The sequence below is a fragment of the Desulfogranum marinum genome, assembly GCF_963675105.2.
Lineage (GTDB): Bacteria > Desulfobacterota > Desulfobulbia > Desulfobulbales > Desulfobulbaceae > Desulfogranum > Desulfogranum marinum.
Map to the genome: position 1 here is coordinate 406,802 of NZ_CAXXRO010000004.1, position 12,332 is coordinate 419,133.

Genomic DNA, 12,332 nt, shown 5'->3' on the forward strand with positions numbered 1-12,332 from the left:
TCTCTTTCTCATTTTACCGTTACCGTTGTCGATTTTCTTGACCACCGTTGGCTGGAACGAAATGAAGAGCATGCATAGTATAGGGCCTTTGATCGCAACCGAAACAGAGTAGTATCAATCAAGCCCCTCCAGCTAATTCAACTCTTTTACAAATAAACGGCATGACAACATCACCTTACACACTCACATCTACCTCCTCACAGTGTAATGCCCGCTGCGGAGAAGTCACCACCCTGCATGGTACCATTAAAACACCGGTCTTTATGCCCGTCGGTACGCAGGCAACGGTTAAGGCGGTTACTCCAGAAGACCTTTCGCAGTTGGGTGCCCAGATTATTCTCGGTAACACCTATCACCTTTTTATTCGTCCGGGCCATGAACTTGTTCGCCGGTTTGGCGGGCTCCACAACTTCATGAACTGGCAAGGACCGATACTGACGGACTCTGGAGGATTTCAGATCTTCAGCCTCCAGGATCTGGCAAAAATAACAGAGGAGGGGGCGGCGTTCAGATCACATCTGGATGGGAAAAAGCTCTTCCTCAGTCCGGAAGATGCTGTCCATGTGCAGGAGGCGCTGGGCTCCGATATTATGATGGCACTCGACACCTGTATTCCCTACCCTGCCGGCAGAGATCAAGCCGCAGAGGCAACAGCGCTCACTACCCGCTGGGCAAAAAGATGCAAGCAGGCCCAGTCAGCAACAGGACAGCATCTCTTTGGCATCATTCAGGGCGGCATGTATTCCGATATGCGACTGGAAGCCATAGAGCAATTGGTGGACATAGGTTTCCCCGGCTACGCTCTTGGCGGTTTGTCTGTTGGAGAACCCAAGGAATTGATGTACGAAATGCTTTCCGCTACGGTTTCCCATATGCCTGCTGCTCACCCCAAGTATCTGATGGGAGTTGGCACTCCTGAAGATCTTGTTGAAGGTGTCTTCCATGGCATTGACATGTTCGATTGTGTCATGCCGACACGCAATGCCCGTAATGGAATGCTCTTTACTTCGCAGGGGAGACTTGTTATAAAAAATGCTTGTTTTCGAGATGACCAACGGCCCCTGGATGAAACGTGCAGTTGCTATACCTGTAGAAATTATTCCAGGGCATACCTAAGACATCTCTTTCAGTGTCGTGAAATTTTGGCATATCAACTGAATAGTATCCACAACTTACATTACTATTGTTCATTGATGGCAACCATGAGGGAGGCCATAGCCAACGACACTTTTATGACATTTCGTACCGAGTTCTATCAACAGCGGGATGTGCCCGCACCCTACTGACATAATTCTTATTTGGAGGTTTTTTCCCATGACCGGAATTGCACACGCAGCTGGTGCTTCGCCCTTGGGAGGCGGCGCCGGAGGTATAGCTTCTTTTGTACCGCTTATTCTTATCTTTGTTGTTTTTTATTTCTTATTGATTCGCCCACAGCAGAAAAAAGCGAAAGAACATCAGCAGTACCTGGCCAATCTGAAAAAAGGTGCCAAGGTCGTTACTGGTGGAGGTATCCATGGACAAATTACCGGTCTTACCGATACCGTAGTTACTCTTGAAATAGCTGATAACGTACGTATCAAAGTTAACCGTGGCTCTATAATGGGTGCTGCTGCTGATGCGGAAAAATTGGCGGCACCGGCAAAAGGTGGTGGTTGAGGAATTGGCGGCAAGTGCTGATTTTCATCGTGCATGAAAATTTTCTCTTTTCCCACGTTGAATAAAACGGCTTCAGGAGACCATCCTCAAGCCGTTTTTCATTTCTCTTGATCTGACCTGATCTGTATTATTGTGGAACGTGTTATATACAGAGGCAACACTGGTAGTCACCCGATTGAGGTTATGGATGAAGGATCACTCCGCAGTTTGCGCTTCGGAGCCGAAGAACGGCAAAGCTGCATCGATCTTGATGCCCCCCATGAACTGCAACTAGCCTACACCCGATGGATGATGACAGCGCTGTTGTTGCATCCCGATCCAAAAAAATTCCTGTTGTGCGGATTAGGGGGCGGCTCGATCGCCCACTTTCTGCTCCATCACCACCCGGATGCCTTTCTTGATATTATAGAAAAAGAGGAAAAGGTCATTCATGTTGCAAAAAAATTCTTTCATCTCCCCCATGCGAACGGGCTTCATCTCTACAAAAATGATGTAATTGACTTTCTGTGTTCCCCCTCCACGCTCAGGATTAGGTACCAGATCGCCTTCATTGACATCTTCGGTCCCCGTTCCATGTCCCCCCCGCTTTTTATACCTGATTTTTACCGCAGTATACTCGACAGGCTTGAGCCAAACGGTGTTATGGCGGTTAATTTATGGAATGGTGACAAGCATCTCTATGGCATGGCCTGCCAGGCAATACGAGAAAGCTGCAATAACCAAATGTTGGAAATGGCTGTCAAAAAAAGGAGCAATGCTATCCTGCTTGCCTTTCCAGAAGAACTGCCCAAAAAAACGCTCCGCAAAGCCCGCAAACACGTTGCTCACCACCAGCAACATTATGACCTGCCTTTTCATCGTTATTTAAAAAAAATACGCCGGACCAACAAAATCACTCTTTTTGCGTAACCCGAAGGGAGAACTTTTTGATTGAAAATTGAAAACAGACTGTTAATTGGAGAATTACTCTTTAAGCTATAATATCAATTAATTGAGTTTAAAATCAAAAAGTTTATCCGAGATTCGGGTTAAGGGGAGAATAACCAGTTGCAACCTGCTCGTTGTTTACCTTGCACCCCTGGTACACCCCATTTTCCTCCAGCCGGCGCTGCAAAATCCGGCTAAGTTCTCCGACAAGGACATGCCACTTGGGGGCAACCAGTAAAGAGGGATGAGAGGTGGACCAGAGGCGGTGCAGGGTAACGTTCGCTGGTATGAGAGGAATAATCTGGAGTAAAAAATCCATGTATTCTTGCAGGGAAAACAATGCAAACCTGTTTTGCAGATACATGGTGTGCAGGACGGTGTCTTTAATAACCTGCAGATGGTGCAACTTCAGAGCATCAAGATGCAGACCAGCCACACACTCTACCGTCTGCACCATTTCCGCCCTAGATTCACCTGGGATACCGAAAATAAGGTGCGCCCCAACCTGTAGCCGGTCATATCGTTTGACTCGGTCTACAGCTCCAAAAAAATCGTCTAAACTATGATTACGGTTGAGTAACTCCAGGCTCTTGGCATGCACTGACTGCAGTCCCAGTTCAATCAGACAGTCTTTCTTACTTTGCTCGATGAGCAGGGCAAGTGACTCTACCAATTCCTCAGGCAAGTGGTCAGGACGGGTGGACAGGACAAGACCGAGACAGGACGGATCTTCGAGAACGTCTGCAAGCAGGGGCAGCAGCTTTTTTTGTGCCAATGCGGTCACAGTCTCCTGCTGAAAATAGCCGAAATAATATCGAAATCGCCCTTTGAGCAGGTGCTGTTTGCCCCGTTCAATCTGGGTGGGGATATCGTCTTCACTACGGAGACATGAAGGGGTAAAACTTGCCGGACGGCAGTAGATACATCCGCCGCGAAGACGATTGGGACAGGTGATCCCTACATCAAGGGGAATCTTTCCGACCGCCACTCCGTATTTTTGCCTGCAATGATAGCTGAAAGAACGAACACGCGGTGCTTTCATTGGAGACAATGGGAAGTGAAAACCAAATTCTAGTCAAGGATTTCTATAATATCTTCTTTATTGGGGATAAGACAGAGAAAGGTAAAAGGTTCCTCTCCAGTATTTTTATAGTAGTGGGGTACTCCGCTGGGGATCAATACCACATCATTTTTTTCCACTGCAAACAACTCGCCATCCAAGCTTACCTCAGCACTCCCGTTTAAGACAAACTGTTCATGCTCTACCGTATTGGTATGCATCGGCATAAATCCGCCCGGATCGATACTGAAGATCCGCATGGCAAAATTGGGTGCTTCCTCAGGACTAATCAGCATTTGCCGGGATACGCCCTGCCCCACGGGGATGGATTCGGCAGTAATTGTGCTCAACTTTTTGACAAACATATTCAACCTTTATAATTCTTTGTAGTATCGATTACCTGCACAACCACGACAAAGCGTTTTGCCGTCCTGAATCACCTCGCGACAATCCTGCACCCAGTCACCACACTCCTCGCATTCCACCCTGCGTATTGGCCGTCCCGGCATCTCACACTCTTTGAGTGTCACTTCGACATCCTGAAAGGAAAATAATTCATCAAGGGGCATTACCTTGTATGCATCCAACTGGCGCTGGTATTTTTCCACGGTCTGCGGAGCATATTTCTTGGCGAGTTCCCTTGATTCCTCTCTGGCTGTTACCCGGACTGCTTTTCCAGTGTCCAGATTGACAAAAGTGGCGGCCATGACCCCGTGATCAACCCAACGCATCGACCGTTTTCCCAGACTGCATCCGGTTACCGACTGAATAGCATCGGTTGCGCAGCGATCAATTTCCACTAAGACATAGGTTTTTTTCCGATCCTTCCCTTTTGGATCATCAATTCCCACCCGACCCAGTCCCTCCATTGCCATACGAACCCCGATAACCTGACCGGCACAAATATGACCATGAATTCTGGTTGAGACCTCAAGCAACTCTTCAAATGACTCCATATATCCGTCCCCTCCACCAGGCATAATGCACTGCCTGCATTTTTTCTCACCTTTCCTGGATGTACAACAGATACATGTAACCCTGGAGAGGCTCCCTGTCAATTCAACGCTTTCCGCCTATCAGGAATGGACAAAGGCTGCCATTGGGCAATCATTTCAAACAACTCTTGGCAAAAACCGCACTTTTCACAACGCCCATCGCATTGTGAAAGCATATTTGCAAAATCAAATGACAACGAACCATTATCGATATACAACTTATCGGCCAGCCAATTAGTGGCATCAAGCAGATCAAGCAGGTTACCGTCATAATGGCGGTTGCTGTAGGCCTTAAACAACCGACCCAGAAAAGCCGGCCCTAATGAACGTCCGCATAATTTGATGGTATCAATATGGTAATAATACAGTTCAATATCTTCAGGCCGGATAAAAGGGGAAAAAAGAATTCGGTGTGGCTCCTTGTAAAATACATTTACACATCCCAGATTGTCGTTAAAGCCAAAATTGTTTTTTTGACCGTTGATATTAGCCAAGGCAATGTAGGAATCATGGGAAAGCTTAAACGGACAGTAGGGAAGACACCCTTCATTGGCAAGCACTTCCAGCCGTATGTGAGGAAACTGGGTATGGGTTTTAAGAGCTACCTTGGCCAAAGCATCTAGATCCCTATTCAAAGATCGATCAAGAATAATCTTTTGCGGCCTCTTGAACTTGGTCAACTCAATATAGGACAACTGAGCATCAATCTTACTAAACGAATCCAACATGGTGTTCACTCCGGGGACTGCTTCCAGAGAAGAGGCAACCTCCGGTGCTGCGTCGGAAAGATACTGCAACAAATAATGATCGCAATAGATAACGCCGGTAATGAGATCATGTTCCAGATAGTCCTGAAGTGTATTGACAATGCATTGCATATTCTCTTTGTTGCTCAGCAATTCGGGAGAATAAAAGCGGCTGTTCATCAATGCATACTTTTTTACGCCCTGCAACCGACCAAGTTGCTCAAGATACTTATCACTGTCCTGTAGATCATCAAGTAAAATGCGACTATCTAAACGAAAATCAGGAAGAAGACTGAAATGAATACAATCGAGTTCGTCTGCATGCTCAACCAGTAAGTCTACATATGCTGAATCAGGAAGAAACGGAACATCAAATAACGGTTTCATAGTGGTTCTATATATTTTCTTACAATACTATTTATTTGTGCTGAAACGAGTTGTGGTTCAGTGTGTAATTCGATCCTGTTGCCAGGGTTTGCCCGGACTATTTCCTCGCCATCTTTGCTGACCATTTTTAGCACACGAGCCGTGACCGGTTCAATACTGTCAGTCCCAAGGTATTCAACCGTATCACCGCTTTCCAGTACATTTCTGGTTTCAATGATTAAAGGACCAATCGCACGTACAATGCCCACCGGTGCATACCCTTGGGCTAATCGCATTGTATCATAAAGCATGTCATCAGATGAAGGGTGTCCCTCAAAAAAATTTTGAGAGTGGCCACGAGTGCCGATCTTCTTCATTTCCTTATGAAAAACAGCCGGTAACTCGATATTATTGAGGGCTTCGCCTGAAAAAAGTTTTTCCCTGATCAGGTCCAATGCCGCTCGATACAGTCTGACAACACTGCCAACATACCCCATAGATTTCATCCGCCCTTCAATCTTGATAGAGTCGGCACCCGTGGCAACAAGCCTGGGCAGATGAGGCAGCAAGCATAGATCCCGGGCATTAAAAATATAAGTACCTCGCTCATCTTCTTCGACAGGGTAATATTGACCTGGTCGTTTTTCTTCCACTAACTTATAGGAATAGCGACATGGGTGGGCACAATCTCCCTTATTGGCATCTCTGCCGGTCATATAGTTACTGAGCATGCATCGCCCGGAATAGGAAATACACAGTGCTCCGTGGACAAAAATTTCCAGCTCTACATCAGTTGCTCTCCGTATTTCCTGTATTTCACCGTATCCCAGTTCTCTGGCCAGGTTTATCCTCGACACGCCCTGTCTGCTCCAAAATGCAGCGCTGGCTCCATTGGTCACATTTGCCTGAGTGGAAAGGTGTACAGGCAGCGCAGGTACAGTTTGCCGGGCAAGGGAAAAAACCCCTGGATCCGCAACAATAATGCCATCAACGCCATGGGACTGCAATGATTCCAGGTAGTCTGGAAGTCCTTTCATATCCCGGTTGTGAGCAAAAATATTGACGGTTACATACACTTTCGCGCCATGCTGGTGAGCATACTCCACAGCCCGACCGATGCCTGCATCGTCAAAATTAGCAGCCCTTGCACGGAGGCTGAACTGCTTACCACCTAAATAAACAGCATCCGCACCATAATGCACTGCTGTAACCAATTTTTCAAAACTACCTGCCGGAGCAAGTAACTCAGGAATTTTGTATTGTGTGTTATCCATAATTTCCAATCAATGTAATACGTATATTTACTTTACTGCTCTTCCATCGCTTAACTCGTATCAATATTTTTCAACCGGTCGTATATGACTATCAGGCGGCGAAAAAAAGTAAAATGAACTAAATGAAATATCAATTTGACCTGGCCATTAACATACTTTACAGTTCATGATGAACGAATCATTTATATGCACCATGTACCCACAATCTTTCATTTCATTTATCCATATTTTCTAACATGGTTCTCAGGAGGACAATATGTTAAAAAAAAGCTACTCGAAAACCGGTAAGATATGCAGGGTAACCTTTAAGTATGAAAACGAGGAAGGTGCTGAAAGTGCGGTGATCGCTGGTGAGTTCAACACCTGGTTACTGGATGCAACCCCGATGAAAAAACTCAAAAATGGCAGTTTTTCGGCAACGGTTTCGCTGCCGGCTGGAGAGACATTTCTCTTTCGTTATGTACTTGACGGCAATGTATGGGTAAATGACCATCAGGCAGACGGATATGCACCCAATGAATACGGTGAAGAAAACAGTATTGTCAGGGTATAAATCCCAACCCCACCACTCCTTTCTTCCGCCCTACCAGTTCACCCTATGGCTCCTGCTGAGATGCCTATCAGATCCAAAACGTCTCAATAGAACCACAGGGTGGTCCGTAGGTTGTTGCTCTACAATGGTAGAACTATAACCTAAAAACAATGGCCGACTTTCGCCCGGACATATTCATTTTTCAATTCGACATATCGTTTCCAGGATGCACGAAACCCTTCTACCTGTTCATCGGTAATCTCGCGAACCACCTTGGCCGGTGAACCGAGGATCAGAGAGCGCGGAGGAAATATTTTTCCACCAGTCACAACAGCTCCGGCACCGACAATCGACTCGCGTCCGATCACTGCCCCGTCAAGTATAATGGCGCCCATCCCGATCAGGCAAAGGTCCTCCACCGTGCACCCATGCAATATCACATTATGACCTACCGTCACTTCACTGCCGATGACGGCAGGATGACCATCGTCAAGGGAACGCCCTCCCCCCTCAGCTCCTGTTGTATGGATCATACAATTATCCTGGATGTTGGTCCGGTCACCAATCCTGATACTGTGGACATCGCCCCTGGCAATGGTACCAAACCACAGGGATACATCTTCGCCTATTTCAACATCACCAATAAAGGTCGCATTGGGTGCCACCCAGGCACCTTTTCCTGCCTTTGGCTGGTAATCTCTGTAGGATAAAATCATAATTCCCCCTCAGTTTAAGTCTGATAGATCAATTAGTTGCAAGGCCTGCCATCATCTCAGGTATCTTGTCAATTCGCTCCTGGTCATCAGCAGCAAAGGTCTCCACCAGCATACCGCCATACATGACTCCAATCCTATCGGACAAGGTCAACGCTTCAGAGAGATCCCCGGTAACCAGTAATATGCCTGCCTGCTCTCTGGCTTTCATCAATAAATTCCAGACGTCTTCTGCTGCAGCAATATCCAGCCCCTGGGTTGGCTGCTCTGCAACAATCAATCTTGGCCGACGATAAAACTCTCTTGCCAGAACCATCTTCTGCAGGTTACCACCGGAAAGCTGCCAGGCCAAGGCATCCAAATCCGGCGGGCGGATATCAAAATCATTAATGAGCTTATTGACAGTAGCACCGGCCCGTTTTTTCAACAGCCATGGACCACGCACGAACCCACCCCTGGTGGTCAATAAAAAATTATCAAGCAGGCTCAGGCCAGGGCAGGTTGCTAACCCCTGGCGATCTTCCGGGATATAGCTAAGTGTCTGCTCCCAATTTTGCTTGGAAAAAAACTGTTTCCACTCCAACCCCAGGATGCGAACACTTCCTTTTTTGGGAGAGGTTAAGCCGCAAATGGTTTCCACCAAGGGCTTTTGCCCGTTTCCAGCAACCCCGACAATACCAAAAACCTCTCCCTGGCGAACTTCAAAGTCAGCTCCTTTCAATCCTTTTCCAGTCAGAGAAGATACTTTCAGGACAATTTGTCGAGGCTCTACAGGTTCTTTATCAACCTCTAAAAGAACAGCGCGCCCCACCATACGCCTGGCGAGTTCTGCGGTCGAATGTACCGACTTTTTCGGAAGCTGATCAATAACTCTGCCACGCTTCAATATTGCTATATCGTCGGCAAGAGAAAGAACTTCTTCCAGTTTATGACTGATAAAAACAATGGCCGTCCCCATCTCAACCATCTGTCGCATGGTTGCAAACAATGCTTCCGACTCTTTTGGGGTCAGTACGGCCGTAGGTTCGTCAAAAATCAGGATAGAGCTTTTGCGGTGGAGTAATTTAAGAATCTCAACCTGCTGTTTTTCGCCCATGGACAAATCGGCAATCACAGCCTCAGGGTCAATCGACATACCATATTTTTCAGCAAGTTGACGCACCTCGGTATTCATCTCTTTATGCCGCAACCACACACTATCAGATGCGCCAAGAAAAACATTTTCAGCAACAGTCATGGCGTCTACCAGCTTAAAATGCTGATAGACCATACCGATACCGCTCTGGATGGCCTTGTCCGTATTGGTAAAGACGACAGGTTTTCCTGCGTGCGATATCGTGCCGCTATCGGGCTGCAATTGACCGGCAAGAATGGACATCAGGGTGGATTTACCGGCGCCATTTTCCCCCAAAAGAGCAAGAATTCGTCCCTGATGGACATCCAGGGTAATATCCTGGTTGGCCTGCACACTGCCAAATGATTTTGATATACCTTCCAGCCGTATGACCGGTTCAGCAGTTGCCATTACCTGCTACTTCCCCGCTGCCAGCGGCTGGACAAACTGAGATTCGGAATCCCAGGGAAAAAGAATCCACGTATCCTGACTGACCTCGGTGATAAAAGTATCTACCAAGGGCCGACCTGCCGGTTTTGCGTATACGGTCGCGAAATGTGCTTTGGGCACCATTTTTTTCACAATCTGGGCTGTCCGCCCGGTGTCCACCAGGTCATCGATAAGCAACCATCCTTCGCCCTCTCCGGCAAAGGGTTTGAGTATTTCAGCATCTCCTTTTTTATCCTTCCAATCATAACTGGAAATACAGATAGTATCGACAAGATGAATGTTGAGCTCACGAGCAATTATCGCAGCCGGCACCATTCCGCCTCGTGTTATGGCGATGATACCCTTGAAGTACTCCGTACTCAGCAATCGCCAGGCAAGTGCCTTGGAATCACGGTGCAATTGGTCCCAGGATATGGGATATGTTTTTCTATACTGAGATTTTTCTTCCATTGCTTAACTCCTTACACAAACAAGCTTAATACGAATTTTAGACAGGTTAATCGGCCGGTTCAACATTCACGCCCAAAGCAGCCGGCTCATTGGTGCGTCTGCGGCCCAGTGAAGACAGGACAAGGACAAAGACAGTCAGACCGTAGGGCAGCATAAGCAGCAATGATGAAGGCAATTGAGTGCCGGTTGCCTGCAGCCTGAGCTGAAGCGCCATAATACCCCCGAAAAGATAGGCTCCAAACACAGCCCTCCCAGGACGCCAGAAGGCAAATATCACCAAAGCCACCGCTATCCAGCCGCGTCCGGCAGTCAGATTATTGGTCCAGAGGTGAGTATAAGCAAGGGACAGGTAGGCACCACCAAGCCCCATAAAAAAGCCACCACCAAGTATTCCCAGCCAACGATACCCTCGTGCATTGAGGCCAGCTGCTGCTGCTGCCTCCGGGAATTCGCCCACAGCCCGTAATCCTAGTCCATACCGAGTATTGTTGAAAAAAATCCACAGGCATGGCGGGAGTATATAGGTGAGATAGACCAACGGATCATGCTGAAAAAATATTGGCCCGATGGCCGGAATATCAGCAAGTAGAGGCACTGCCATGGGTTGAAACCCCGGAGCGGACAAACCGACATAGGACGTACCGAAATAATTGGCAAACCCCGTTCCTAAAATAGTGAGTGCCAACCCGGAAACTACTTGGTTTCCTTGAAAAACAAGACACACAATGCCATGCAGAGAGGCGGTTGTTATACCTGCAGCACCAGCTGCAAAAAAGGCCAAAGAAGGACTGCCGGTAAAATGTGCTACCAAAAAAGCAGTCAGCCCACCAACAATCATGATCCCTTCGACCCCCAGGTTCAGCACCCCGGATTTCTCGGTAATCATTTCTCCCAGGGTCGCATACAGAATGGGGGTCCCGGCAACAATGGTGGCAGCCAAGAGCGGTATGATCATCTCCAGGGTCATTGTTTCCTCACCGGTACCATTTTGTAATGGACAAAAAAACCGCTGGCTAGAACGGTCATCAGAATCAGCCCTTCTATCATCCCGCCGAACGCTGCCGGTACCTGCATGTCCAGCTGCAGGCTTTCCACTCCGACACGCAGCCCGGCGAGCAGAAAAGAAGTTATGGCAATATTCAAAGGATTAAGGCGAGCAAGCCAGGCAACCACGATGGCAGTATAGCCATAACCGACCATTATGGATGGCTGTAATCGATTAATAGTTGCCGAGGCTTCTAAAAAGCCTGCCCATCCGGCAAGGGCCCCGCTTAGCACCATTACCAGCACCACTAAATAATTATAGGGAATGCCGGCATAGCGTGCGGCACGGACGCTGTCTCCAGAGGCCTTTAATTCGAAACCGGTCCTGGTAAAAGTAAAAAATATCCAGAACAACACACCAAGAACAAGACAATGAAATATACCGCTGTTAACCCCGCTGGTACCGATCTTGCCGACAATGGCCTGCTCGCTAAACATCGGGGTCATGGGAAAACCGTAGCTGGCAGGATCCTTCCAAATACCATACACCAGGTATTCCAGCAGCAAAATGGCTATATAATTCATCATCAGGGTGACAATGATCTCATTAGTACCGAGCCGCTGTCTGAGTATTGCCGGAATCATACCCCATACACCGCCGGCTATACAAGCGGCGCCAATCATCATGGAAAGGAGTACTGGTTTGGGAAGTTCGGGAAAAGTCAATGCGGCCCAGGTAGCGCCAATAGCTCCCAGAGCAAACTGTCCCTCTGCGCCAATATTCCAGATTTGTAACCGAAAAGCTGTGGCCACGCCCAGGGAGCAGAGAAAAATAGGGATCGCCTTGATAAGACTGTCTTCAATGGCCCATTTGGAACCGAAGGCCCCCTTAAAAAGGGTCAAGATTCCTTCCACGGGCGGTGTGCCGCGCATAACCAGCATCACTGCACTTAACAACAGGGCAAGAGCGATTGCGGTCAATAAAATAAAACAGGAACGCCAACCAAGACGTTCCTGTCTTTTAATAATCCTGAATCGCTGCATCAGCTACGACAAGGCTTC

The 12,332-nt window shown here is 47.6% G+C and carries 14 protein-coding genes; 4 read left to right on the forward strand and 10 right to left on the reverse strand.

Annotated features, from left to right (window positions below; genetic code table 11):
- Nucleotides 1–161: 161 nt before the first annotated feature.
- The 3 genes from tgt to ACHZCY_RS10665 all read left to right on the forward strand — a co-directional run bounded on the left by tgt (nt 162) and on the right by ACHZCY_RS10665 (nt 2,568).
- On the forward strand, nt 162–1,286 hold the full coding sequence (gene tgt / locus ACHZCY_RS10655) for a tRNA guanosine(34) transglycosylase Tgt (RefSeq protein WP_205223047.1): 1,125 nt from the start codon (nt 162–164) through the stop codon (nt 1,284–1,286).
- A 28-nt stretch (nt 1,287–1,314) separates the two neighbouring features.
- Nucleotides 1,315–1,659 carry a preprotein translocase subunit YajC gene (gene yajC / locus ACHZCY_RS10660; protein ID WP_205223048.1) on the forward strand — a complete coding sequence of 115 codons (345 nt, stop codon included), beginning with the start codon at nt 1,315–1,317 and terminating at the stop codon, nt 1,657–1,659.
- 183 nt (nt 1,660–1,842) lie between these two features.
- On the forward strand, nt 1,843–2,568 hold the full coding sequence (locus ACHZCY_RS10665; protein WP_319548881.1) for a spermine/spermidine synthase domain-containing protein: 726 nt from the start codon (nt 1,843–1,845) through the stop codon (nt 2,566–2,568).
- Between the two features lie 103 nt (nt 2,569–2,671).
- Here ACHZCY_RS10665 and mnmL read toward each other — a convergent pair whose 3' ends face one another.
- From mnmL to ACHZCY_RS10690, 5 genes are all read right to left on the reverse strand, one after another.
- Entirely contained in the window at nt 2,672–3,628 is a 957-nt protein-coding gene (gene mnmL, locus ACHZCY_RS10670) for a tRNA modification radical SAM protein MnmL/YtqA (protein ID WP_319548882.1), read from the reverse strand.
- A 29-nt stretch (nt 3,629–3,657) separates the two neighbouring features.
- Nucleotides 3,658–4,011 (reverse strand): cupin domain-containing protein, encoded by a 354-nt coding sequence (locus ACHZCY_RS10675; protein ID WP_205223051.1) that lies wholly within the window; start codon nt 4,009–4,011, stop codon nt 3,658–3,660.
- Nucleotides 4,012–4,020: 9 nt separating this feature from the next.
- Nucleotides 4,021–4,602: an FmdE family protein gene (locus ACHZCY_RS10680; protein WP_205223052.1), complete on the reverse strand. Its 582-nt coding sequence runs from the start codon at nt 4,600–4,602 to the stop codon at nt 4,021–4,023.
- A gap of 98 nt (nt 4,603–4,700) precedes the next feature.
- Entirely contained in the window at nt 4,701–5,774 is a 1,074-nt protein-coding gene (locus ACHZCY_RS10685) for a hypothetical protein (RefSeq protein WP_205223053.1), read from the reverse strand.
- A complete protein-coding gene (locus ACHZCY_RS10690; RefSeq protein WP_205223054.1) occupies nt 5,771–7,027 on the reverse strand; it encodes a peptidase U32 family protein in 1,257 nt (418 codons plus the stop codon). The genes ACHZCY_RS10685 and ACHZCY_RS10690 overlap by 4 nt, the downstream gene beginning before the upstream one ends.
- Nucleotides 7,028–7,283: 256 nt before the next feature.
- On the opposite strand from ACHZCY_RS10690, the gene ACHZCY_RS10695 reads away from it, so the two are divergent.
- Complete coding sequence (locus tag ACHZCY_RS10695; protein WP_205223055.1) at nt 7,284–7,580, forward strand: isoamylase early set domain-containing protein; 297 nt, start codon at nt 7,284–7,286, stop codon at nt 7,578–7,580.
- A 140-nt stretch (nt 7,581–7,720) separates the two neighbouring features.
- Here ACHZCY_RS10695 and ACHZCY_RS10700 read toward each other — a convergent pair whose 3' ends face one another.
- From ACHZCY_RS10700 to ACHZCY_RS10720, 5 genes are read right to left on the reverse strand one after another with little or no spacing between them, the layout of a single operon-like run.
- Nucleotides 7,721–8,275 (reverse strand): gamma carbonic anhydrase family protein, encoded by a 555-nt coding sequence (locus ACHZCY_RS10700; protein WP_205223056.1) that lies wholly within the window; start codon nt 8,273–8,275, stop codon nt 7,721–7,723.
- Nucleotides 8,276–8,303: 28 nt separating this feature from the next.
- Nucleotides 8,304–9,797, reverse strand: a complete 1,494-nt coding sequence (locus tag ACHZCY_RS10705; protein ID WP_319548883.1) for an ABC transporter ATP-binding protein — start codon at nt 9,795–9,797, stop codon at nt 8,304–8,306.
- 6 nt (nt 9,798–9,803) lie between these two features.
- Nucleotides 9,804–10,286, reverse strand: coding sequence for a xanthine phosphoribosyltransferase (gene gpt / locus ACHZCY_RS10710; RefSeq protein WP_205223058.1), 483 nt, complete (start codon nt 10,284–10,286; stop codon nt 9,804–9,806).
- A gap of 46 nt (nt 10,287–10,332) precedes the next feature.
- Nucleotides 10,333–11,253, reverse strand: a complete 921-nt coding sequence (locus ACHZCY_RS10715; protein WP_319548884.1) for an ABC transporter permease — start codon at nt 11,251–11,253, stop codon at nt 10,333–10,335.
- Nucleotides 11,250–12,314, reverse strand: coding sequence for an ABC transporter permease (locus ACHZCY_RS10720; protein ID WP_319548885.1), 1,065 nt, complete (start codon nt 12,312–12,314; stop codon nt 11,250–11,252). The genes ACHZCY_RS10715 and ACHZCY_RS10720 overlap by 4 nt, the downstream gene beginning before the upstream one ends.
- Nucleotides 12,315–12,332 lie beyond the last annotated feature (18 nt).